Source organism: Novosphingobium oxfordense, from assembly GCF_044029435.1.
Classification (GTDB): Bacteria; Pseudomonadota; Alphaproteobacteria; order Sphingomonadales; family Sphingomonadaceae; genus Novosphingobium.
Map to the genome: position 1 here is coordinate 765,993 of NZ_CP147008.1, position 23,706 is coordinate 789,698.

Consider the following 23,706-nt stretch of genomic DNA (forward strand, 5'->3'; position numbering starts at 1 on the left):
GGCAAAGGCATTCTGGCAGCCAGAGGCATTTCGAATGACTTCGCGAGATTATCCCACAATTTGACGATTTTCGAATATCGTGGGATAAACTCCCATGGCCCGCGTCCGAACTTTCTCCGACGAACAGTCCCGCCTGCTGGTCAACTTGCGCCAGCGTTACGAGACATGGATCGACGCGGAGCGCGATCTGGCCGCCCTGCCTTACGACCTGCGGCGCAAGACGGTGGGCGGGCACGAATACCTCTACAACATCTTCGACCGGGGCGGAAACGGCAAGAGCCTGGGCGCGATGACGCCCGAGAAGGAAGCCGAGTTCGAGAGCTATCACGGGACGAAGGCCGCCTTGAAAGACCGCATTCGCGCGCTGCGCCCCGCGCTGGCGGAGGCAGCGGCACTCTACCGAGCGCTGCGCCTGCCGCTGCTCTCGTCCGACGCCGGGCCGATCCTGCGCGAATGCGACCGGCGCGACCTGCTGGGATCGCACCTCCTGGTGGTCGGCACCAATGCCATCGCCGCCTACATGATCGAGGCGAACGGCCGGATCGAACTGCCCGACGAGACGGAGGATTTCGACCTCGCCTGGATCGCGCAGGAGGCCGAGGAGCACGAGCGGCGCGTGTGGGACATGCTGAAAGCGGTCGATTCCACCTTCACCGTCAATGCGGAGCGGGACTTTCAGGCCCGCAACGCGCGCGCCTACGAAGTGGAGCTGCTGGTCGCCCCCTCCCGCGCGGCGACGCTGGGCGGGCGCGACCAGCCGCGCCCGGTGCCGCTGCCCGAACAGGAATGGCTGCTGCTGGGCCGCCCGGTCGATCAGGTGGTCGGCTGCCGCGACGGTTCCCCCGCCCGCATCGTCGCGCCCGACCCGCGCTGGTTCGCGCTCCACAAGCTATGGATGGCCGCGCAGGCGAAGCGCAATCCACTCAAGCGTCCGAAGGACCGGACCCAAGGGCTGGCGCTGCTCGACGCGGTAGCGGAAGCGATGCCGCACTACTCGCTGGACGCCGACTTCGTGGACGCCCTGCCGGATGAACTGGCGCCCTATTATCGCGAATGGGAAGATCTCACCCAGGTGCCCCGCGCTGGTGGGTGGTGAAGGCCGATCGTCTCTCTTCCATGCGCGAGGCGACCCACTGCGCGCGCAGGCGATTGATCGGCCGGTCCCAAAACTTCCAGATCAGCCAGGCGCCGCAGGGAACCAGCGCGAAACTGGCGCCCGCCACCGCCAGACGCGCCGCGAACGGCCCCTGGATCGATCCGAACCAAGGCGTCGTCACCCAATGCAGCAGATAGATGATGTAGGACATGTCGCCCATCATTCTGTCGGTCCCGTCGCTTTTCAACGACGTGGTGTAGATGGCGAGAGGCAGGCAGGCGAAACTCAAGGCCACATTGAACAGCGGATTGAAGTTATAAAGGTCGGCGGGTGCCGCGCCACGGATCATGATCCCGCGCCACGGCGCGATCAGCGTCACCAATACGACCGCGACAAGCACGCCGGCGGATAGCGCCGCCGCCCGTCCGGAGGGCCGCCAGTCCTGCTCCGCGCAGATCATTCCCAGCACGAAGAAGACCATGTATTTCGGCAGAATCGCCTGCATGTCCGGAGCGAGCAGGCCGATCGCCAGCGAAGACCCTGCCGCAATGGCCAGAACCACACTGCGTTGACGGGGAAAGGCGATCAGGACCGATAGCAACGGCGCGATCATGTAGAACTGCATCTCGATATCGAGCGACCAGGCCGGCAATACCGGCAGATAGGCCATCCACGAATAACCGATAAGAAACGTGGAAGAGAACACGAGATGCACCGGATGGGCCGAGAACACCAGTCCTGTTGGAACACCTAATACCGGCAAAATTGCAACCGTAATCAGACTGACCAACATCATCACCGGAGCAAGACGCCACACTCTGCTGACGATGAAGGTCAGATAGGGCTGCCGCGTCCGGACATACCGCTCGTTCCACATGCGGTGCAACCAGAAGCCGGACAATATAAAGAAGACGTAGACGGCAAAGGCGCCGAGGCCGAGGCTGGAAAAATGATAGACGAAGACGATCATCGCCAGAAACAGGCGAAAGGCCCCCGGCCCCGGCGATAATGTCAGCAGCGACTGCGGCCGCAACGAAAGACCCGCGAATTTTCCCATCGATGCCAGTATGTCGATCGGAATTCCGGCCGCAATCGGGAGACGAGCCTACGCCTTTCAGGGGGTTGATTTCCCCCATGCCGCACGCCAGGCAATCTCGTGATCCGGCCTCGCGCTGCCGTCCTGGCACTGACCGCCTCCAACGTTTTCGAGAGATTACAGATTTTTTAATTCAACGTTCCCGCGCGCAATCCATATAGGAACTACGGACCAAGCGGAGACTTCATGTTATCCACCGAGCCGCCGATTGCTGTAGAAGCCGCCGCAGCCGAAGAACAGCCAGACATCATCGAAGTTATCGGAGCCCGTGCCAGCGAAACCGTGAAGATCGATCGGCGGACTTATCAGGTCCAGCAAACGCCGCATTCGGCCCAGAAGGATGGCGTGCAACTGCTTCGCGGCCTTCCCTCTGTAACCGTCACACCGGACGATCGCATCCTGCTGCTGGGCGCCGGCAATGCGAAGATATACGTCGATGGTCGCCCCTACGTCGGTGACGCGAGGCAATATCTGCGCACGCTTAATGGCAGCGACATCGCCCGGATCGAGGTGATGACCAATCCTTCCGCGCAGTTCTCATCGGAAGGGACCGGCGGCGTCATCAACCTAGTGCTGCGCAAGAACGAGGCGGCCGGTCTGACCGGCAATGCCAGCTACGAAGCCTCCACTTACGGCTATGGCCTGGTCGACACGACGCTGAACTACAAGACCGGCAAATGGGCCTACGAAGTGAAGGGCGGCGGCAACGTCGGCACCATGTCGCGATCGACCTACCAGCGGCGGCGCAGTGTGGAGAAGGCGCCCGGCAGCGCGCCAACCGTCAATAGCGAGGATGGCCTGTTCACTTATGACGGAACCGTCGGGCGCCTGAGCGGCAAGGTGACTTATGAGCTGGACCCGAAGACCACCCTGTCCGCCCGCTTTGGCGGCGGCGGCGGCCATGACGTCGCGGCCGAAAAGGCAGACTATCGGGGGCTGACGGCCGACTTCGACTCGTTTTCCGAAAAGCGCCAGCTCAACAGCTTTGCCAGCTACCTGACGGCGGAGCTGAACGTGGATCATCAGGGAGCGAGGGAGGGAGAGGCGCTGACTGCGGCCGCTCAGTTCTACAAGAATCCGCAAGTCCGCGACGTGACCGATGCCCGGTTCAGCGATGGGCGCTTCTATCGGTCCGTCCTGCGCCACCCAACGTACTCGGTGGACACGCAGGCGGATTGGAAACATCCGATGGGGGAGGGGCAGATACTGTCGATCGGCAGCACATGGCACGTCGATGGCACATCGCAGGACTATCGCTTCACCAGCGACGGCTCCTTCGGCCCCGACGCATGGGATGCATTCGAAGGCCGCAGCAGCACCCTTGCGGCCTATGCGACATTCCAGCAGTCGTTCGGGAAGATCACCCTCATCCCCGGGCTGCGCGGCGAGTACAACAAGCGGCACATTTCCGGTTCCGGCGCTGCCAACACCGGTACAGATATAGATCGCACCAATGTCTTTCCGACTTTCCACCTCAAATATCGGTTCAGTCGAACTTTGGACCTTGGCGCCAGTTACAGCAAACGTATCGACCGGGCGCCGCTGGAAAACCTGCGCCCTTACGGCCTGTTCGAAGACGCTGTCACTATCTTCGAAGGCAATCCCGATCTGAAGGACCAAAGCACTGACGCTTACGAGGTGAGCCTCTCGTTCCATCCGGGCAAGATTCAGGCCAATGCGGTCGCGTACATGCGACGGACCAGTGACCTTTGGAGCAAGGTGTATTCGGTCAACTCCTCGGGAACGACGGTCTACAGCTATGCGAACGCGGGCGTGCGCAGAGATAGCGGCGCGCAGTTCGATCTCAGCGCGCCGATCTTTCGCGGGGTGAAAGCGACCGCCAGCCTCAACCTGTTCGATCAGCGAACCCCCGTTGATGCGGTGGACGGACCACAAGACCAGCGCAACTTCACCTATACGACGAATGGTACACTGGAATGGAGCCGGAAAGACCGGAACAATGTGCCGGGTGACGTCGCGCAATTGCAGTGGTCGTACAACGGCCCGTCAAAGGACTATCAGACGCAGAATTCAGCCTGGAGCGACGTAAGTCTATCCTACACGCACAGTTTCAACCGAACTCTGTCCCTATCGGGCACTTTCCGGTCGCCGGGCCGCACCGAGCAGCGGCGCGAGGCGCCGTCTCTCCAAGAGACATACACTCGCAAGCGCACGCCCGAATTCCAATTGAAGCTGCTGAAGACGCTCGGAAAACGCTAAGCCATCGGCGGCTAGCGAACCGGATAGGTCGCAAGCTTCACGCGTAGCACTTGCGGCGCCCCGGTGAAGTTCAGGCCCCAGTCGACCTGATCGCCGTTCCACACGCGCTGGAACTGCCACTTGCCGTTGGCATCGTACGTGCCCTCCTCCACGCGGTCGAGGATCAGGTTGGCGGCCTTTGAATCCGCCAGCCCGAATTCCACGCGGGCGAAGTAGCCGGTGACGAGGTATTCGTCCGGCCCCAATTGCGCGATGGCGACGCCGCCGGAAGGTTGCGCGTTGCCCTTGGCATCGGTCGCGCCGAAGTCGCCGGTGCCGAAGCTGACGGTGGCGGCGTACTTGCCCAGGGCGATAGCCTGTTTGTGGCCGTCGGCAGGGTCTTCGGGTTCGGGAACGCCCCAGACTTTGCCTTCGTAGGCCAGCCTGGCCCAGAGGCGGGCGATCGGTGCGAACAGCGCGTAGTTGGCGGCGAAGGGCGCGATCGCTTCGGCATCGAGTTTCGAGGCGACGGGGAAGCTGGGCTGGTAGCGCAAGGGATCGATGCCGAAGGGGGACCAGCCGATCGCGCCGCGTCCCACGGCGGCGAAGAAGTACCGCGCATAGTTCGGCGCGTGGCCGGTTTCCGGCACGAACAGCGGATTGTCCGCCCGGCGATAGGCGTCGAGGAAGCCGAGATAGGCCTTGTGCGCGGGGTTGTAGATGTCCGGTGCCACTAGATCGAGGTGCGGGGCGGCGGCCTTGTAGACGTCGATCACCGTATTGGCCGGGCCGCCGCTGGCGTAAGTATTCGGATCCTGCCAGGTGAAGGGATCGCCGGGCAGCGCGGCGTTGACGTACATCGGCAGCGGCTTCACCGCCTTGCCCGCCGCCGCCACCTTGTCGATATAGCTCGCGACTTGCCAGGCGTGGAAATAGAGTTCGGCGTCGCGGCCGAACAGCGCGCTCCAGTTGCCGGGCCCTTTACCCAGTCGCTTGCGCAGCGCGTCGGGCACCGGCGCGGCAAAGGCGGCGTTCGCTTCGGGGGAATGGTCGCGGGCAAGGCCGTAGGAACCGGCCTCGTTCTCCACCTGCATCATGATGACGGTGTTCTGCCGGTCGACTTGGGCAAGATGCGCCATCAGCGCGGCAAAAGCCTTGCTGTCCGCCGCCAGCGTCGCCTTGCCGAACGGGGAAAGCGCGTAATGCAGCGTGCCGTCGGCGCGGCGCATGCGGGGGAAGCGCTTGTTGTCCAGCTTCACCCAGCGCGGGGTGTATTGCGGGTTGGTATTCTTCCAGGTGCCGAACCAAAGCAGCACCAGCCGCACATTTTGCGCGCGCGCCTGTTCGAGAAGCTGGTCAACGAAGCTGAAATCGAAGCGGCCTTCCTCGGGCTCGATCTGCTCCCAGCCGATCGGCACCTCCACGGTGTTGACGTGAAGCGCTGCCATCGTCGGCCAGACCTTGGGCATCGTCGCCGGCCAGGCGGAGGAGTTGTTGACCTGCGCGCCCAGCATCAGGAAGGGCTCGCCATCGACGATCAGCGCGTGGCGCCCCTGGTGCGAGACGATGTGCGGCACCTCGTCCGACGCGGCCATGGCCGGCGTCGCCATCAGCGCGCCGAAAAGGGCCGCAAGGGCGGCGCAGGTGCCTTTCATGTCGCTTTAGGTTCCTTCCAGGTTACGCGATGCCGCGTCCTTCGATTTTCAGCACCGGAACCACGCCAAGGCCGCGCGGAAGGTCGATCTCCATCGCGTCCTCGTGCTGGCGGAACCGTACTGCACCGCCGCCCAGCAGGGTGATTTTGGCAACCTGCCCCCCGCCTGCCCCATGGCCCGCCTGCGCCATCGCGCGGCGGCCCAGTGCCTTGACGGAAAGCGGCTTGCCGGGCGCCACCAGCGAGTACAGATAGAGCGCGCCATCGCGGGTGGTGAAGCGCACGTCGCCCTCCACGAAGCCCTTGAAACCGCCCTCGTTCTGCATCCCGACGGAGAGCACGGTCGGGCCCTCGCCATAGACATGCCAGGGCCGCGATCCGAACACCGCCTCCCCATTCACCGCCATCCAGCGGGCGAGATCGTCGAGGATCTTTTCCTCCTCGCTATCGATGGTGCCATCGCCGCGCTGGGGGATCGAGAGCAGCAGGTTGCCGTTCTTGGAGACGACATCGGCCAGGCGCTGCAACACGCCCTGCGCGCCGACATAGCTTTTCTGCGTGAAGCGGTTCCGATTGTAGAACCAGTCGCCGATGCAGGTATCGGTCTGCCAGGGTTCGTCCCAGAGATGGTCGGTAAAGCCGCGCTCGACATCCTGCACCAAGCCGAAGCGGGCCTGGGACTTGAGCTGCTTGGCAGTGAGCACGACGTCGATCTTGCCGTGCCACTCGATCGAGCGGTTGTAGTAGTCCGCCGCCGCCGCCAGGCCATAGGGGCCGAAGGGCAGTTCGTAGTTGTCGAAATAGCAGAAATCCGGGCGGTACTTGGCGACGAGGTCCATCTGGCGCAGCAGCCATTGGCGGGCGAACGTCTCGTCTCCGGGCGGCGCCGTCTCGATCCACTGGCCGTCGTTCTTGTCGTGCCAGGCGTTCATCGCCTCAATGGAGTCGATGCCGTCGGGCGCGACCATGTGGGGGCCGGTGTAGAGTTCCTGCGGGTCCAGCCCGTCCCACCACTTGCCCGCGCCATCGGCCTTGGTCAGCTTGTAAGCGTCATAGCGCTCGCCCTTGCGCGGGCCTTCTGGATCATAGGCATAGGCCGGCTGGTACCAGTGCCAGGCGTGCGAGATGTGGTTGGAAACACCGAACTTCAGCCCCGCCGCGCGCGCAGCCTTTTCCCAGGTGCCGACCACGTCGCGCCCCGGCCCCACGCGCATCGCGTTCCAGGCGTGGTGCGAACTGTCGAAACAGTCGAGATTGTCGTGATGACAGGCGAGCGAAACGAAGTACTTCGCGCCTGCTTTCACATAGCGCTGCATCAGCGCGTCCGGATCCCAGCGCTCGGCCTTCCAGCGGTTCTGGATCTCCATCATGCCGGTATCGGCGGGATGCCCGTAGGTCTTCAGGTGATGCTCGTACATCGGATGCCCCTGCATGTAGAGGAAGCGTCCGTACCAATCGCCCTGCTCGGGCACTGCCTGCGGGCCCCAGTGCGACCAGATGCCGAACTTGGCATCGCGGAACCAGTCGGGGTAGCGATAGTGTTCGACCAGCGAGGACCATTCCGGCTGCACCGGCCCGGTGGCAATGCCGCCCGCACCAGCAGTTCCCGCAGCCAGCGCGCGGCCTGAAACGCCAGCCGAAACACCCGCCGTCAGGGCGCCCGCCAGAAACCGGCGGCGATCGGGCTGCAGCCCCTTCACGCGAGGCACCAGCGGAGGGAGGGCGCGCCAGTCATCGTGATATCCTCTTTCCGGAAACCGCCACCACCTTGCGCGGCGGGCAGGTAAAGTGTCGGTGCGGCCCCGCCTTCAAAGACGGGGCCGCACCGTTCATGCTCAGCGCTTGGGGCGCTTCACTTGCAGCGCCTTGCCGGTCCAGCGCACTTCGGCGTCGAACGTGGTGGCTTCGGCTACGCTCTGGCCCGGGGCGATCCACTTGACGCGAACCGTGCGGTTCTGCGGCATGCCGGCATAGCCCTTACCCTCACGCGCGCCGATGGTGACGGTGCCGCTGGCATCGTCATAGCTCACCGGCATGCGTTCCCACGCGCCGTCGCGGTACTGTTCCGAGCGGCCATCGTCGTTGTAGACCGAGAAGGCACCATTGGCGCCGGTGTAGATCACTAGCGTAATCGGCGCGTCGGGCTTCTCGTCGGTGTACTGCATCACCGGGCCCATCGGCACGATGGAGCCGGCACGGACGAACAGCGGCATGCGCTCGGCCGGGGCCGAGATGGTGGCGCTGGAGCCGCCCTGATAGGTCTTGCCAGTGCCGAATTCGTACCAGGTCACGCCGGTGCCGGGGAAGTAGACATCCCGCTCGCGCGCCTGATAGGTGGTGACCGGAGCGACCAGGAAGGCCTTGCCGAACAGGAACTGGTCATTGGCCTTGCGGGCCTTCGCGTCCTCCGGGAAGTCCATGACGAGTCCGCGCATGATCGACCCGTCCTTCTGGTACGTGTCCGCGCCCAAGGTGTAGATGTAGGGCATCAAGCGGTAGCGAAGCTCGTCATACCACACCATCGATGCGCGCATTGGCGAACCTTCGGGCGAGATTTCGTAGATCTCGCGCCAGGGCTGCTCGCCATGGCTGCGGAACAGCGGGCTGAACGCGCCGAACTGGAACCAGCGCAAGTTCAGTTCGCGCCATTCGTCGAGGTCCGCCGCCTTGGGCTTTTCCGCCGCATAGCGCGGTTCGACCGAGAAGCCGCCGATGTCGTGCGTCCAGTTGGCCAGGCCCGACATGCCGGTGTTCACGCCGGCAGAGATCTGCGCGTGCAGATCGTACCAGCGCGTCGCCACGTCGCCCGACCAGACTGCCGCGCCGTAACGCTGGAGGCCGCCGAAGCCCGAACGCGTCAGCAGGAACGGGCGCACGTCCGGCTTGAAGCCGCGCCAGCCTTCGAAGAACGAACGCGCGTTCATCAGCGGATAGGAGTTGAAGAACTCCGAGGCCGGACCCATCGCCGTGGGGCCCATCGTATCGATGCGCTTCTCGATCGACAGGTTCGAATGCATGTCGGGCTCGCTGGCGTCCGCCCACCAGGCGTCGAAGCCGAACTTGGCGATGCGGTCTTCCACCTGGCGCCAGAAGATCTCGCGACCCTTGGCCGAGTACGGATCATAGAAGGTGTTGGCGAAGCCCGGGCCGACCCAGTCCTTGTTACCCTGCCGCAAGTTGCCGTGGTAGATCGCACCGGCCGCATCCAGTTCCTTGAAGGTATCCGTGGTCGGATAGAACTTCGGCCAGACCGAGATCATGATGTTGGCATGATCGCCGTGCACCGCGCTCACCATCGCGGCGGGATCGGGGAAGCGGCTGGGGTCGAACTTGTGGCTACCCCAGGAATCGTCCGTCCAGTAGCGCCAGTCCAGCACGATATTGTCGAGCGGGTACTGAAGCTTGCGGTACTGCTCCACAACGCCGGTCAGTTCCTTCGCGGTGTCGTAGCGCTGGCGCGACTGCCAGAAGCCGTAGACCCATTTGGGCATCATTTCCGACTTGCCGGTCAGCTGGCGATAGCCGGCGATCGCGCCGTCCATATCGCCGCCCGCGATGAACCAGTAATCCTTGTCACGCGCGACTTCGCTGGTGAACCATACCGAATGGCGGTCGGCCTCGGGCAGCGGATCGTTGTGGAGCAGCGCCATGTAGCCCGCATTGGGATCCCATTCGATGCGGATGTGCGCGGGCTTGCCCGCCGTCATCGGCACTTCGAAATTGGCGTACCAGGGGTTCCAGTTCTGGCGCCAGCGATCGAGCTTCAACTCACCGTCGACGTAGACCTTGTAGTAGCTGGAACCGTAGAGCTGGAACTTGTGCGTGCCGGTCTTGTCGGGCTGGAGGTCGCCCTCCCACACCACTTTTTGCGTCTGCACGGCGTTACCGGCAGTGTTCTGGCCCTGCTCCGACGCGACGGTCTTAGCCTTGCCAGCTTCGGGCCACTTCGCCTGATCGTCCAGGAACTGGTAGTCTACCGTGGCTTCCTGGCGCGCGACCGCCAGCTTGTCGTCCAGGTAGTACTTGGCGGAGAAGCCCGGCTTGCCGCCGCTCGTCACCTTCATGCCGCCGCCGGGAGCCGATGCGTCGCCCACCAGGGTGTAGGCGGCGGGGTTGCCGAAGCGAGTGATGCTCTCGTTATCCCAGAGCAGGCCGTAGCCCTTGCTGGAAACAAGGAAGGGCACGCCGATATCCATGTTGTGCTGGGCGAGTTCGACGTCCTCGCCATTGTAATCCATCACCGCCTGCTGGTGCTGGCCAAGGCCGTAGAGACCTTCGCTGGTGCCGCGGTTGAACTGCTGCGAAACGGTGACGTAGGGGGTGCCGTCCGCCTTGGTCTGAGTGAAGACGGTGGCCGCCGATTCCCCCAGCAGTTCCTTGCCCGCCGCATCCAGGAAACGCACCTGCCCGCTGGCAAGATCGATATCGGCGGTGGCCTTCGCGGCCTTCACGGTAACGTGGCCGGCATTCTGGCTTACGGTGTACTGGCCGGCAGCCGGCGGGTTCGGCGCCATCAGGCTACCGCTGGCCGCCGGGGCCTGCATCCCGCGCGCATGGGCGACGACGTGGAAGATGCCGTCACCATGCAGGGTCACTTCCACGCGATCGGAAGGACCGCTTTGCGGGGTGACCGCCACGCCGCCGGGAATGTTCTCCACGCCCGCTTCGGCGGCCAGCGCGACTGCCGGCACCAGCGCGGCTACCGGCACCAGCGACAGGGCGGAGCCCGCCAACAGCGTTGCCATCGTGAATTGCTTCATGTCGTGATCCTCTGCCGCCTTCGGCGGTTACTTGCGTTTACTTGGAAGAATAGAAGCCGGTGGTGACCTTGATCACCTGCGGCCGGTCGATAAGGTTGATGCCGTAGTCGGTCTGGTCCCCGTTCCAGACGCGCGTGGTCACCCACTTGCCGTCCCTGAACGTGCCTTCCTCCACCGCGACGATCACGCCGTTGCTCTCGCCCTTCGCGGGGGAGAAGTTCACGCGCACGTGATCGCCCATGATCAGGTATTCGGTGTCCGAAAGCTGAGCCACGGCCATGCCGCCCACCGGCTGGTCGGCCCAGGGTGCGGGTTTGGTGGGGATCCAGGTCCAGTCCTTCTGGCCGAACTGCCACTGGCCCCAGTCGGCGGAGATCTTCCACTTGCCCATCACCGTTTCGCGGGGCGCATTGTCGTCCGGCTTGGCAGTGCCCCAGGTCGGACGCGACGCGGCGATCCGGGCCCAGTCGCTGGCGATCGGCGCCAGCGTGCCATAGGGCAGCGCGAAAGCGGCCAGCGTTTCCTTGTCCAACGCTGTCGCGCCCAGCGGATAGTTGAAATAGCCCGTGTCATCCATGCCGAACGGCGCGAAACCGATGCCGCCGCGCCCGATGGTGGCCCAGAAGAAGCGCGCGAATTCCTTCGCGTTGCCGATTTCCGGCACCATCAGTGCATTGTCGGGACGGGTATACTTGTCGAGGTACTGGATCACGTTGGCGCTGTTGCGGTCGTAGATATCGGGCGCGGCGAAGTCGATCGCGGGGGCGCCGGCCTTCCAGATGTCCAGCACGTCCCACTGCGGGCCGCCGCTGGCGACGCCGGTGGGATCGGGCACGTTGGACGGCCCGGCGAGCGAGGCGTTGACGTACATCGGCAGCGGCTTCACCGCCTTGCCCGCCTGCGCCAGCGCATCGACGAACTGGGCGACGTACCAGGTGTTGAACGCGCGCGGTGCCTGCTTGCCGAAGGCCGCTTCCCAAGTGCCGGACTTGCCGATCTTCTTGGCGAGCGCCGCCGGAATCGGCTTTGCGAACAGGGCATTGGCTTCGGCCGAGAAATCGCGCGGCACGCGGTAGGATCCGGTCTCATTCTCCGGCTGGACCATGATCACGGTGTTCTGCCGGTCATGATCGCGCAGGTATTCCATCACCTTCACGAAAGCGCGCCGATCTGCGGCAAGCGTGTTCTGCGACAGCGGGCTGAGCACATAGTGGTCCGAACCGTCCGGCGCCTTCATGCGCGGAAAGCGCTTGTTGTCCAGCTTCACCCACGACGGGGTGTAGCTGGGGCTGGTGTTCTTCCAGGTGCCGAACCACAGCAGCACCACGCGCTTGTCATGCGCGCGCGCGGCATCGAGCAGGGTCTGAAGGTACGTGAAGTCGAACTTGCCCTCGACCGGCTCCACCTGTTCCCAGGCGACCGGGATTTCCAGCGTGTTCGCGTGGATCGCATCCAGCACCGGCCACACGGCATCAAGCGATCCGGCATAATTGCTGGAATTGTTCGCCTGCGCGCCCAGCATCAGGAAGGGCTTGCCATCGACGATCAGCGTGTGACGGCCATCGCGGCTTTCCAGGCGGGGTACTTGCGTCGCCGCATCTTGCGCATGCGCCGGCGCGGCCACGCCGATGGCGACCGCCAGCATGAGCGATGCGATGAAGTCTTTGCTTTTCATTCTGTCCCGTCCCCGGTTTTATGGGCTGGCCGTACTTTCGGGTCGCCATAGACGATGCCCCGGCCATCGGTGCCAATGTAGATGCGCCCGAACTGGCGCGGGTCGCCGGAAATCACCCGGATGCGCAGGCCCCACTGGTGGGCCTCGTCATTGATCCGCTGCCATGTCGCGCCGCCGTCGATGGAGCGCCAGATCGCCCGCAGCCCACCGACCGCGCCCAGCGCGTAGAGCGCCGCCACATCGCGGCCCGGCGCGGCTTTGCCAAGGCCATAGCGCTCGATGGCGATAGGCTGCCCAGAGTGCTGTCCAGTGCGCACCCACGTCTCACCAAAGTCGGTCGAGCGATAGAGCGCGCCGCCCAAATTGAGCCAGAGCGCACCCGCCCGGTTGGGATCGGCCAGGATCGGCGCGGGCGCCTCTCGGTTGTCGTTTCGCGCGGCGGAAAGGTCCACCGGCAGACCCTTACCTGCGACTGCGTGGAACCGGGCGCCGCCGTCGTCGCTGCGGACCACGCGGTTGTTCGCAAAATCGATGGCGTAGAAGCGGCGCGCGTCCTGCTTGTCGGCCGTGACCCGGACGCGGGTTTGCAGGCCCGTAACCACCTGCCACGTCGCGCCGCGATCGCGGGTGATCCGGGGCTGGTCGGTCTCGATCAGGAAAGTTCCGCCGTCGGCCGAGACAGTGATCGCCGCATTGCCCGTCTCTTCCGGCAGCGGGCTACCGTCGGCGTGCGGCGTCCCCTGCGGCACGTGCAGCGGCGCCCATGTAGCGCCGCCATCAGCCGACCATGCCAGCGACGTATCGGGCACCACGCGCGCATGCGTATTGCCGCTGCGCACCATCACCAGCGGCGCACGGCCGCCGAAATCCAGCGTATTGGTGTTCGACAGGAACGGGTTGACGTGCTGGCTGGCGGGCGAGACGGCAAAGTCGTCGTGCCGGAAACCGCCAATGTCGCCGAAGCCCGAAACCAGATGCGCGCCGCCAGTGGGGCTGACGAAAGTAATGATCGCGGTCTGCTCGATCCCCCGCGTCCACGGTGCCCATGTCATCGTGCCCGGCTTCTGCAATTCGTCGGTGCCGTAGACCGTCGCGCCCGTCACATAGGCGGCGTGGTTGGCATCGAACGGATCGATCGCAAGGCCCGCGATCCAGTGCCCGAAGTTTGCCTTGGCGCCGAAATCGAGGAACGGCGTTGCCGACACCTCGCGGGTCGAGCGCTTCCACAATTCGTCCCAATGCGCGCCGCCATCATGGCTAAGCCACACGGTATCGACCGGCTTGCCCCGGTCCACCGTGCTCACGGCGATGGTCTGCGGGTCGGACGCGGCCACCGCAACGCCCATGTAGCCACCAACGGGCGTATCCGGGCCCTTGATCGGCGTCACGTCGCGCCAAGACCCGCGCGCCGGATCGAAGCGCCAGACTTCGCCGCGCGTGATGCCGTTGGGGCCGATCCCGTCGCAGTAGGTGATCGTCAGCACGCCATCGCCGCCGATAACGGCTTTCACCGGCAGCAAGTCGGCTGCCGGCCCTCCGGCCACTGCGCGCCACGTCCTGCCACTGTCGTCCGAGCGGAACAGATGCTGCGCACCCGGATCGGCGCTGCCCACGAAGATCCGGCCACGCGCCTTGGCATCGAACACGACGAAAGAAAGCCCGCCATGCGTCTCGCGCCGATTGGTCGGCAGGCCCAACCCGGCAAGCGGAAAGGCATCCAGCTTGCGCCAGTTGGCACCGGCGTCGTCGCTGGCCCAAAGCCCCTGATGGCGCGATCCGAACAGCAGGCGGTCATGCGCGAAAGGATCGATAGCCAATCGCTCGCCCAGCCCGCGTCCGTTCTCGTTGCCGCCCATCGCGAAAGGCACGCGGGTGACCTGCCAGTTGCGACCATAGTCGGTGGAGCGGAAAATCGCGGCGGGCGCGGACCAGTGCATGCCGGCGGCGAGGTAGACCGTACCTGCATCCACCGGATCGGCGGCGATGCTCTCGATCCCCATGAAGCTGCCTTCGGCGACACCGTCCTGAAGCGGAATCCAAGTCCCAGCGCGCGCATCCCAGCGATAGGCGCCGCCCATGTCGCTGCGCAGCCAGGCTAAGCCCCGCTCCACCGGGCTGAAGACGATCCCCGGCGTGAAGCCGCCCCCGCCCACGCGCACGCTGCGCCAGTCGTATGAGACCGGTGAGGACGGAAGAGCAGCCTGGTCGGCAAAGGCAGGCACGCCAAAGGCGGCGATCGCGCCTGTCGCAATCGCCATTGTGAGCGCAACTACTGGCGCTCTTTTCATCCCGCCGATGCCCACGGCCGCCCCTCTTTCCTCTCGTTCCGAACCAGCGGACGACGGGTTCCGTGACCCGTCTTGACGTTGCGCTGCCCGTCGTAGATAACGCTAACACACCTGGAGAGGAATAGCGGTGACAAAAAATAGTTCGGTCGTTGATCGCGGCCTGCCCCAAGACTGGCGTGAGGGAATTTTCCTGGGGCGTATCGAGACTGCCGAGGGTCCTACTCCCATTCTGATTCGCGATGGCCAGGTCTTCGACATGGCCCGCGTCGCCCCCACCACGGCAGCGCTGATCGCCGCCGATGTGCGTTCGGGCGGCGAGCTTCTGGGCGGCATCGAGGTGCTGGAATCGGCCACTCTGCTCAGCCCGGTGGACCTTCAGTGCGTGAAGGCCTGCGGCGTGACTTTCGCCGTCTCCGCACTGGAACGCGTGATCGAGGAACGCGCGCGCGGCGACCATACGGCAGCGGCCGAAATCCGCGGCAGGATCGAGGCCGTGCTGGGCGGATCGGTGCGCTCCACCGTGCCCGGATCGGCCGAGGCCGATGCTCTCAAGCAGACCCTGATCGACGAGGGCATGTGGTCGCAGTATCTTGAAGTGGCGATCGGCCCCGACGCCGAAGTCTTCACCAAGTGCCCCGTCCTCGCCTCGGTGGGCCACGAAGCGCCGGTCGGCGTGCGTTCGGACTCCGGCTGGAACAATCCCGAACCCGAAGTGGTGATCATCGCCGGCCCGAACGGCAAGGCCGCCGGCGCCACCTTGGGCAACGACGTCAACTTGCGCGATTTCGAAGGCCGCTCGGCCCTGCTGCTGGGCAAGGCGAAGGACAACAACGCCTCGTGCTCGCTCGGCCCGTTTATCCGTCTGTTCGACGACGGCTTCACCATGGAAGACGTGCGCACCGCGGACGTGGCCATGACCATCGTGGGCGAGGACGGCTATGTCCTCGAAGGCCACAGCACCATGCGCGAAATCAGCCGCGATCCCGAGGATCTGCTGCGCCAGACCATGAGCGAACACCAGTATCCGGACGGCTTCGCGCTGTTCTGCGGTACGCTTTTCGCCCCCACGCAGGATCGCGACGAACCCGGCCGCGGCTTCACGCACAAGGTGGGCGACGTGGTCACCATCTCCAGCGCAAAACTGGGCACGCTGGCCAACCCGGTCACCACCTCGGCCGATGCGCCCGCGTGGACCTTCGGCATCGGCGAACTCTTCTCCAATCTGGCGCGCCGCGGCCTGCTGGCGGCATGACGGACAATCATAACACCATGCTCACTCAGACTTCTCCCGGCGCGCTGAGCGCCGTCTATCCCGACCTGCAGGACCGCCGCGTGATCATCACCGGCGGCGCCACCGGCATCGGTGCAGGCCTGGTCGAAGGCTTCGTGGCGCAGGGCGCGCAAGTCGTCTTCGTCGATATCCAGGATGCCGAGGGTGAGGAACTGGCCGCCCGCCTGTCGCAGGGCGCGCGCCATGCACCGATCTATCGCCGGCTCGACCTTGTCGACGTCGAGGCTGTGCGCACCGCGATCCCGGCGATCGTCGCCGAACTGGGCGGCATCGACGTGCTGGTCAACAATGCCGCCAACGACGATCGCCACCAGATCGAGGACGTGACGCCGGCGTTCTGGGAAGAGCGCATGAACGTCAATCTGCGCCACCTGTTCTTCGCCGCACAGGCCGTGGCACCCGCGATGCGCGCGGCCGGCGGCGGCGTGATCGTGAACTTCGGTTCGATCTCCTGGCATCTCGCGCTGCCCGATCTGGTGCTCTACCAGACCACCAAGGCGGCGATTTCCGGCCTGACCCGCAGCCTTGCGCGCGATCTGGGCGGCGACAACATCCGCGTCAACACCATCGTTCCCGGCAATGTGAAAACCCCGCGCCAGGAAAAGTGGTACACACCCGAGGGTGAGGCCGAGATCGTGGCCGCGCAGTGCCTGCCGGGCCGCATCGTGCCGCAGGACGTCGCCGCGCTGGTGCTGTTCCTCAGCTCCGACGGCGCGCGCATGTGCACCGGCCACGACTATTTCGTCGACGCCGGGTGGCGCTGAGCATGGCGCAGGCTGAGCATCTCCTCTCGGTCGGCGCGGAGCTGGGCGAAGGGCCGATCTGGATCGGCGACGCGCTGTGGTTCGTCGATATCAAGCGCAACACCGTGTTCCGTTTCGATCCGGAAACGCGCGATCTGGCCAGCTGGGCCGCGCCGGAGCACGTCGGCTGGGTGCTGCCCTCCGCAGAGGGCGGGCTGATCGCCGGCCTCAAGAGCGGCCCGCACCGTTTTCTGCCCGAAACCGGCACGTTTGAGCTGATCGCCCATATCCAGGCCGACCTGCCCGACAACCGCCTGAACGATGCCGCCATCGATGCCGAGGGCCGCATCTGGTTCGGCACGATGGACAACCTTGAGGAAAGCGAAACCGGCCGCGTCTTCGTGCTGGATAACGGCACGGTGCGCGAGGCGGGGCTGGATCCGGTCACCATCACCAATGGCCCGGCGATCTCGCCCTGCGGATCGATCGTCTATCACGTGGATACGCTGGCCCGCAAAGTGATCCGCCATCAGGTCGCGCAGGACGGCACGCCCGATGCGGGCACCCTGTTCCTGGACTTCAACAGCGGCGATCGCGCCGACTGGGGCTATCCGGACGGAGCGATCTGCGATGCCGAAGGCGGCGTCTGGCTGGGCTTCTATGCCGGCAGCGCGGCGCGGCGTTTCGCGCCCGACGGCAGCCTGACGGACGAGGTGCGTTTCCCGGTCAGCAACGTGACCAAGATCGCGCTGGGCGGCGCCGATGGTCGCACCGCATACGCCACCAGCGCACGGCAGGGACTGTCGGAAAAACAACTTGCCAGCCAACCGCTTGCGGGCGATCTGTTCGCCTTCCGCACGGCGATACCGGCCGCACCATCTCGCAACGCAAACACCTAAAAACATTCGGGCCAGGCCGCAGATGCAAGCCGGCCGGCCCGCGGGGAAAGGATATCCTGATGGACAGGATCGATATCAACAAGCGCCTCATCGCGCTGGTCGTTGCCGTGGCGACCATCGGCGGCTTCATGTTCGGCTATGACTCGGGCGTCATCAATGGCACGCAGAAAGGCCTTGAAGCGGCCTTCGACTTGGGCCGGCTGGGCATCGGCGTCAACGTCGGCGCCATTCTGGTCGGTTCCTCGATCGGTGCGTTCATCGCCGGCCGCCTGTCGGACCTGATCGGCCGCCGCGGCACGATGATGCTGGCCGCCGTGCTGTTCCTGTTCTCCGCACTGCTGGCGGGTGCCGCCGGGTCTTCGGAAATCTTCATTTTCGCGCGCATCATTGGCGGCCTTGGCGTCGGTGCGGCCAGCGTCACTTCGCCGGTCTACATTTCGGAAATGACCCCGGCCAACTTGCGCGGGCGTCTTTCCAGCGTGCAGCAGGTGATGATCATCACCGGTCTTACCGGCGCCTTCGTCGCGAACTTCGTGCTCGCACGCTGGGCCGGCGGGTCGACCGCGAACCTCTGGCTGGGCTTCCCGGCTTGGCGCTGGATGTTCTGGCTGCAGGCCATTCCCGCCGCGATCTACCTCGTCGCGCTGCTCTCGATCCCGGAAAGCCCGCGCTACCTGGTCGCGCGCGGCCGCAAGAATGAGGCGCACGCCGTGCTCACCCGCCTGTTCGGCGGTGCCGAAGCCACCCGCAAGGTGGCGGAAATCAACGCCTCGCTCGCTGCCGACCATCACCGCCCACGCCTGTCCGACCTGATCGACAAGACCACGGGCAAGATCCGTCCGATCCTGTGGGTGGGCATCGGCATCGCCGTGTTCCAGCAGCTCGTGGGCATCAACGTCGTCTTCTACTACGGCGCGACGCTGTGGCAGGCAGTTGGCTTTACCGAGGACAACGCCCTTCAGATCAACATCCTGTCCGGCGCGCTGTCGATCGGTGCCTGCCTTGCCGCCATCGCGCTGATCGACAAGATCGGCCGCAAGCCGCTGCTGCTGATCGGTTCGGCGGGCATGACCGTCACTCTGGGCCTTGTCGCCTGGGCATTCTCCACCGCCGTCACCGGTGCCGACGGCGTCGTGGCGCTGCCGGGCCATTCGGGCCTGATCGCGCTGATCGCAGCCAATGCCTATGTCGTGTTCTTCAACATGAGCTGGGGTCCGGTCATGTGGGTGATGCTGGGTGAAATGTTCCCCAACCAGATCCGTGGTTCCGCACTGGCGGTTGCCGGGTTCGCGCAGTGGATCGCCAACGCCGCGATCTCGGTCAGCTTCCCCAGCATGGCCGAACGTCCCGGCCTTGCCGTGACCTACGTGCTCTACGCGCTGGCCGCCGCCGTCTCGTTCTTCTTCGTGCGCGCCACCGTGACTGAAACGCGCGGCCGCGAACTGGAAGACATGAAGGGATGAGCGATCGCGGGATGATCCTTGCCGCAGGCGACTGGCGCCTCAGCCTCGATCCACATCGCGGCGGCATGGTGCGGGCGCTGAGCAGGCGCGGCAAGGACATCCTGCGGCCGATGTCGGAAGGCGCCGATGCGCTGTTCGATTCCGCCTGCTTCCCCCTCGCCCCTTACGCCAACCGCATCGCGGACGGGCGCTTCGTGTGGGAGGGCACCGCCCACGCCATCGCCCCCAACGCACCGGATCAGAAGCATCCCCTGCACGGGACCGCGTGGCTGGGCGAATGGTCGGTGGAGACGCAGGGGGCGGACTTCGCGACGCTGATCCACCACCATGCGGCCGGCGCGGACTGGGCCTGGGCCTTCACGCTGCGCCAACACTTCCAACTCGGTACCGACGGGCTGGAAGCACGGCTGGAACTGACCAACACCGACTCAACGGCGATGCCGGCAGGCCTTGGCTTCCATCCCTGGTTCACGCGTGAAGGCGTGACCGGCGTGGCCTTTACTGCCAAGGCCGTGTGGCTGGCCGATGCTGACATGCTGCCGACCGTCCGCGCGACGGCCGATTCGCTGGGCGACTGGAGCCAAGGCGCCGGGCTGGAGCGCCCCGACCTTGTGGACCACTGTTATGTCGGCTGGAGCGGCCTGCTGCGCATTCAGCGCGGCGATGGCGACGTCCTGGTCGAAGGGGACGGCACGCCGTTCCTGCACTTCTATGTGCCGCCGGAGCGGGACTTCTTCTGCGCGGAACCACAGAGCACGATGCCCGACGCGGTCAACCGCGAGGCCCCTGCCCCATTGGCGCCGGGCGAAACGCTTACCGTGACGATGCGCATCCGCAACGCCTGACGGCCCCGCTTCCCGCCCGTCAGTTCCCGTTGGGAACCGGCGGGCGCAGCACCGGCCGGCGGCGCGGCGCGGCATCGGACTGGCGGCGCACCAGCCTGTATTCGATCTCGATCCGCTGCTCGCCGATCTCGGCCTTGCGCTTGTTGCGCAGCAGGGTGACGAGCAGTTCCACCGCGCGGCGGCTCATCTCCACGATCGGCTGATGGATCGTCGTCAGTTCGGGCCAGATCGTCGTCGCCAGTGCCACGTCGTCGAACCCGCAGACGGTCAGGTCGCCCGGCACGTCCAGCCCGCGCCGATGCGCAATGGCGACGGTGGCGGCGGCCATGTCGTCGTTGCTGGCGAAGATCGCCGAGGGCTGATCCTCCAGCGAAAGCAGTTCTTCCGCCGCGTCGAGGCCGGAGCGGTAGGTAAAGTAGCCCTGCGCCACCAGCGCCTCGTCGAAAGCGATGCCCGCTTCTTCCAGCGCCTCGCGATAGCCTTCGCGCCGCGCGCCGCTGGCCGAAAGGTCGGGATGGCCGGCGATGAAGCCGATGCGGCGATGTCCCAGATCGATCAGATGCGCCGTCAATTCGCGTGCGGCGCTGCGGTCGTCGATCATGATCGTGGCGATCCCTTCGTGCGGGGTCGCCGTGCTCACGGCCACGGTCGGCATGTCCGCCTTGCGCAGGATGGCAAGCACCTCGCTCGCCTCGTTCAGCGGCGGCGGCAAGATCACGCCGTGGATGCCGCCCGCCACCATGCGTTCGGCAGCGAGGCCCAGATCCTCTCCGTCCTCCACTTTCTGGACGATGATCTGCACGTCCGACCGCCCGGCTTCCTCCAGACTGCCGACGATGAAGGCGCTGAGAAAGGCTTCCGACGGGTTCGAATAGAGCAGCCCCAGCCGCAGCTGCGATGCCCCGGCCAGGCTGCGCGCGGCGCGGTTGGGCGCATAATTCAGCTGGGCGATCGCCGCGTTCACGGCATCGCGCGTGGTCTGGCGCACCTTGGGTTCGGAATTGATCACCCGCGACACGGTCATCATCGACACCCCCGCAAGCGCGGCCACATCGGCAATGGTCGGGGCCCCGGTCTGCCGGGATTTCGCGCTGCGGCGTTTGCGCTCACTGTCGGACATGGTGTTTCTCTAGCATTTCTGCGGATGGTGGAAAGCGCATGGTTGTGCACAGTCCCCCGTCTCCGCGATCGCTTTGTGGTAGCGCAATCATTTACGATCGCCTAGACGAGGGCCCCTGGGAAACGAAGAGGATGAGATGAGGCGTATTCACCGCGTGTTGCAGACTTTTGCCATGGCTTCGTGCGCTACGGTCGCGCTCGCCCAGGCAGAGGCTCCTCATACAGCGCCCACCGCCACCCCAGTCCATCCCGAACGCTGGCCCGCCGCCAAGAGCCCCGGCCTTGTCGATGCCAAGACCGAAGCGAAGATCACCGCGATCATCGCGCGGATGAGCCTGCGCGAAAAGGTCGGCCAGATGATCCAGGCCGATACCGCCTCGATCAAGCCGGAAGACCTGAAGGAATACCCGCTCGGATCCATCCTCGCCGGCGGCAATTCGCCGCCGATCGACGCGCCGGACCGTTCGCCCGCTTCGGCCTGGGTCGCCACCTCGCGCGCGTTCAACGCCGTCGCCATGGAAAAGCGTGACCAGCATGAGCCGATCCCGATCATGTTCGGGATCGACGCCGTGCACGGCAACAGCAATGTCGTCGGCGCCACCCTGTTCCCGCACAACAGCGCGCTGGGCGCGATGCACGATCCGGCTCTGATGCGTGAGATCGGCAAAGCCACCGCTGCCGAAACCGCCGTATCCGGCATCGACTGGGCGTTCGGCCCCACCCTCGCCGTGCCGCAGGACGATCGCTGGGGCCGCGCCTACGAAGGCTATTCGGAAGACCCCGCCGTGGTCGCCGCCTATGCCGGTCCGATGGTGGAAGGCCTGCAAGGCGCGCCCGGCACCCAAACCACGGTTCAGACCGGCCGCGTCGCTGCCAGCGTCAAGCACTTCCTGGGCGACGGCGGCACGCATGACGGCATCGACCAGGGCGACACCCGCGTGGACGAGGACACGCTGATCCGCATCCACGATGCCGGCTATCCGCACGCCGTCGATGCCGGGACGATGACAGTCATGGCCTCGTTCTCCAGCTGGAACGGCACCAAGATGCACGGCAACAAGGCGCTGCTGACCGACGTGCTGAAGGGCCGGATGGGCTTCAACGGCTTCGTGGTGGGCGACTGGAACGGCCACGGCCAGATCCCCGGCTGCACCAACACCGATTGCCCGGCGACGTTCAACGCCGGCCTCGACATGGCGATGGCGCCGGATAGCTGGAAAGGCCTGTTCGATTCCACGCTGGCCGCCGCCAAGGCCGGCACCATCCCGATGAGCCGGATCGACGATGCCGTTCGCCGCATCCTGCGCGTGAAGATGAAGCTGGGCCTCTTCGATCCGACGCGTCCCTTCCAAGCCAAGCCGCAGGAAATGGGCTCCGCCGCGCACCGCGCCGTCGGTCGCCAGGCGGTGCGTGAGAGCCTTGTCCTGCTCAAGAACGAAGGCGTGCTGCCGATCAAGACCAGCGCCACTGTGCTGGTGGCCGGCGACGCGGCGGACGATATCGGCCGCCAGTCCGGCGGCTGGACGCTTTCCTGGCAGGGCGACGGCAACACCAACGCCGATTTCCCCGGCGCCACGTCGATCTATACCGGCATTGCCGATGCGCTGAAGGCGGGCGGCGGCAAGGCCGTGCTCTCGCCCGATGGCAGCTTCACCACCAAGCCGGACGTCGCCATCGTCGTCTTCGGTGAGGAGCCCTATGCAGAACTGCGCGGGGATATCCGCACGCTGGAATTCCAGCCGGGCAGCAAGAAGTCGCTCGCGCTGCTGAAGAAGCTGAAGGCGGCGGGCATTCCGACCGTCTCGGTCTTCCTTTCGGGCCGTCCGCTCTGGGTCAATCCGGAACTCAATGCGTCCGACGCGTTCGTCGCCGCATGGTTCCCGGGTTCGGAAGGCAACGGCGTGGCCGATGTGCTGATCGGCGGCAAGACCGACTTCCACGGCACCCTCTCATTCTCGTGGCCGAAGACCGCCGCGCAATTCACGCTGAACAAGGGCCAACCGGGTTACGACCCGCTGTTCCCGCTGGGCTACGGCCTGACTTACGCCAAAGGCGCGCATCTCGGCACGCAGAGCGAGGAAGCCGGCATCGACGCCAGCGCCTTCAACTCCAGCGTGTTCGTGGCGGCGGGCATCGTCGCCAAGCCATTCCGCCTGGAAACCGCTCCGGCCGTCAGCCAGCATCTGGTCGATAGCGCCAACCGTCAGGAAGGCGCTATCCAGCTGGCCTTCGCCGGTGCGGGCAAAGCCTCGGTACTCGGCCCCAACCTGACGCTGGAGCGTGAGGCTAATGCCGACATGAATGTCGAAGTGCTCTACCGCGTCGACAAGACCGCCACCGGCCCGGTGACGCTGGCGCTCGGCTCTGGCGCGGTGCGGATCGACAAGGCCGTGGCGCAGCCCGGCAAGTGGGCGTCGCTGCGCATTCCGCTGAAGTGCTTTGCCAACCACGGCACTTACCTTGGCGGCATCAGCCAGCCCTTCACGCTGGCAGCCGACGCACCGTTCACGATCACCATTTCCGACATGCGCCTCGCCACCGATCCGGCCGGCGCGGTGTGCCCTGAGTAAGAAGGACC

Annotated in this window: 15 protein-coding genes; 8 read left to right on the plus strand and 7 right to left on the minus strand. The window is 65.4% G+C overall.

All coding sequences use genetic code 11. The features are described from left to right. Positions 1–94: 94 nt before the first annotated feature. Positions 95–1,096 (plus strand): GSU2403 family nucleotidyltransferase fold protein, encoded by a 1,002-nt coding sequence (locus WBP07_RS26250; RefSeq protein WP_395398020.1) that lies wholly within the window; start codon positions 95–97, stop codon positions 1,094–1,096. Here the strand turns inward: WBP07_RS26250 and WBP07_RS26255 are convergent. After that, on the minus strand, positions 1,065–2,153 hold the full coding sequence (locus WBP07_RS26255) for an acyltransferase family protein (RefSeq protein WP_395398021.1): 1,089 nt from the start codon (positions 2,151–2,153) through the stop codon (positions 1,065–1,067). The genes WBP07_RS26250 and WBP07_RS26255 overlap by 32 nt on opposite strands. Positions 2,154–2,378: 225 nt before the next feature. Between WBP07_RS26255 and WBP07_RS26260 the strand changes: the two genes are divergently transcribed. Then, positions 2,379–4,412 (plus strand): TonB-dependent receptor, encoded by a 2,034-nt coding sequence (locus WBP07_RS26260; protein ID WP_395398022.1) that lies wholly within the window; start codon positions 2,379–2,381, stop codon positions 4,410–4,412. Between the two features lie 11 nt (positions 4,413–4,423). Here the strand turns inward: WBP07_RS26260 and WBP07_RS26265 are convergent, their stop codons facing one another. The 5 genes from WBP07_RS26265 to WBP07_RS26285 form a co-directional block, all read right to left on the minus strand. After that, positions 4,424–6,046, minus strand: coding sequence for a DUF5597 domain-containing protein (locus tag WBP07_RS26265; protein ID WP_395398023.1), 1,623 nt, complete (start codon positions 6,044–6,046; stop codon positions 4,424–4,426). A gap of 22 nt (positions 6,047–6,068) precedes the next feature. Beyond that, entirely contained in the window at positions 6,069–7,736 is a 1,668-nt protein-coding gene (locus WBP07_RS26270) for an alpha-L-fucosidase (protein WP_395398252.1), read from the minus strand. Positions 7,737–7,880: 144 nt separating this feature from the next. Beyond that, positions 7,881–10,805 carry a TIM-barrel domain-containing protein gene (locus WBP07_RS26275; RefSeq protein ID WP_395398024.1) on the minus strand — a complete coding sequence of 975 codons (2,925 nt, stop codon included), beginning with the start codon at positions 10,803–10,805 and terminating at the stop codon, positions 7,881–7,883. Positions 10,806–10,842: 37 nt separating this feature from the next. Beyond that, entirely contained in the window at positions 10,843–12,480 is a 1,638-nt protein-coding gene (locus WBP07_RS26280; protein WP_395398025.1) for a DUF5597 domain-containing protein, read from the minus strand. Beyond that, positions 12,477–14,738 (minus strand): WD40/YVTN/BNR-like repeat-containing protein, encoded by a 2,262-nt coding sequence (locus WBP07_RS26285; RefSeq protein WP_395398026.1) that lies wholly within the window; start codon positions 14,736–14,738, stop codon positions 12,477–12,479. The genes WBP07_RS26280 and WBP07_RS26285 overlap by 4 nt, the downstream gene beginning before the upstream one ends. 157 nt (positions 14,739–14,895) lie before the next feature. Here WBP07_RS26285 and WBP07_RS26290 point away from each other — a divergent pair, with 157 nt between their 5' ends. The 5 genes from WBP07_RS26290 to WBP07_RS26310 are packed head-to-tail and all read left to right on the plus strand — an operon-like array spanning position 14,896 to position 20,009. Further along, positions 14,896–16,020 (plus strand): fumarylacetoacetate hydrolase family protein, encoded by a 1,125-nt coding sequence (locus tag WBP07_RS26290; RefSeq protein ID WP_395398027.1) that lies wholly within the window; start codon positions 14,896–14,898, stop codon positions 16,018–16,020. Continuing rightward, positions 16,017–16,823, plus strand: a complete 807-nt coding sequence (locus tag WBP07_RS26295; protein WP_395398028.1) for an SDR family NAD(P)-dependent oxidoreductase — start codon at positions 16,017–16,019, stop codon at positions 16,821–16,823. The genes WBP07_RS26290 and WBP07_RS26295 overlap by 4 nt, the downstream gene beginning before the upstream one ends. Positions 16,824–16,825: 2 nt before the next feature. Beyond that, the gene (locus WBP07_RS26300; protein WP_395398029.1) at positions 16,826–17,701 is read left to right on the plus strand and encodes an SMP-30/gluconolactonase/LRE family protein; all 876 of its coding nucleotides are present in this window, start codon (positions 16,826–16,828) and stop codon (positions 17,699–17,701) included. Positions 17,702–17,760: 59 nt separating this feature from the next. Continuing rightward, positions 17,761–19,164, plus strand: a complete 1,404-nt coding sequence (locus WBP07_RS26305; protein ID WP_395398030.1) for a sugar porter family MFS transporter — start codon at positions 17,761–17,763, stop codon at positions 19,162–19,164. Further along, the gene (locus WBP07_RS26310) at positions 19,161–20,009 is read left to right on the plus strand and encodes an aldose 1-epimerase (protein ID WP_395398031.1); all 849 of its coding nucleotides are present in this window, start codon (positions 19,161–19,163) and stop codon (positions 20,007–20,009) included. The genes WBP07_RS26305 and WBP07_RS26310 overlap by 4 nt, the downstream gene beginning before the upstream one ends. Positions 20,010–20,028: 19 nt before the next feature. On the opposite strand, the gene WBP07_RS26315 is transcribed toward WBP07_RS26310, so the two are convergent. Further along, positions 20,029–21,129, minus strand: coding sequence for a LacI family DNA-binding transcriptional regulator (locus WBP07_RS26315; protein WP_395398032.1), 1,101 nt, complete (start codon positions 21,127–21,129; stop codon positions 20,029–20,031). 136 nt (positions 21,130–21,265) lie between these two features. On the opposite strand from WBP07_RS26315, the gene WBP07_RS26320 reads away from it, so the two are divergent. After that, positions 21,266–23,698, plus strand: coding sequence for a glycoside hydrolase family 3 N-terminal domain-containing protein (locus tag WBP07_RS26320; RefSeq protein ID WP_395398033.1), 2,433 nt, complete (start codon positions 21,266–21,268; stop codon positions 23,696–23,698). The last annotated feature ends 8 nt before the right edge of the window (positions 23,699–23,706 follow it).

Excerpts from the sequence above, each read along its gene's own strand:
- WBP07_RS26250 (WP_395398020.1), top strand. The coding sequence starts at position 95 with ATGGCCCGCGTCCGAACTTTCTCCGACGAACAGTCCCGCCTGCTGGTC.
- WBP07_RS26255 (WP_395398021.1), bottom strand. The coding sequence starts at position 2,153 with ATGGGAAAATTCGCGGGTCTTTCGTTGCGGCCGCAGTCGCTGCTGACA.
- WBP07_RS26260 (WP_395398022.1), top strand. The coding sequence starts at position 2,379 with ATGTTATCCACCGAGCCGCCGATTGCTGTAGAAGCCGCCGCAGCCGAA.
- WBP07_RS26265 (WP_395398023.1), bottom strand. The coding sequence starts at position 6,046 with ATGAAAGGCACCTGCGCCGCCCTTGCGGCCCTTTTCGGCGCGCTGATG.
- WBP07_RS26275 (WP_395398024.1), bottom strand. The coding sequence starts at position 10,805 with ATGAAGCAATTCACGATGGCAACGCTGTTGGCGGGCTCCGCCCTGTCG.
- WBP07_RS26280 (WP_395398025.1), bottom strand. The coding sequence starts at position 12,480 with ATGAAAAGCAAAGACTTCATCGCATCGCTCATGCTGGCGGTCGCCATC.
- WBP07_RS26285 (WP_395398026.1), bottom strand. The coding sequence starts at position 14,738 with ATGGCGATTGCGACAGGCGCGATCGCCGCCTTTGGCGTGCCTGCCTTT.
- WBP07_RS26295 (WP_395398028.1), top strand. The coding sequence starts at position 16,017 with ATGACGGACAATCATAACACCATGCTCACTCAGACTTCTCCCGGCGCG.
- WBP07_RS26300 (WP_395398029.1), top strand. The coding sequence starts at position 16,826 with ATGGCGCAGGCTGAGCATCTCCTCTCGGTCGGCGCGGAGCTGGGCGAA.
- WBP07_RS26305 (WP_395398030.1), top strand. The coding sequence starts at position 17,761 with ATGGACAGGATCGATATCAACAAGCGCCTCATCGCGCTGGTCGTTGCC.
- WBP07_RS26310 (WP_395398031.1), top strand. The coding sequence starts at position 19,161 with ATGAGCGATCGCGGGATGATCCTTGCCGCAGGCGACTGGCGCCTCAGC.
- WBP07_RS26315 (WP_395398032.1), bottom strand. The coding sequence starts at position 21,129 with ATGTCCGACAGTGAGCGCAAACGCCGCAGCGCGAAATCCCGGCAGACC.
- WBP07_RS26320 (WP_395398033.1), top strand. The coding sequence starts at position 21,266 with ATGAGGCGTATTCACCGCGTGTTGCAGACTTTTGCCATGGCTTCGTGC.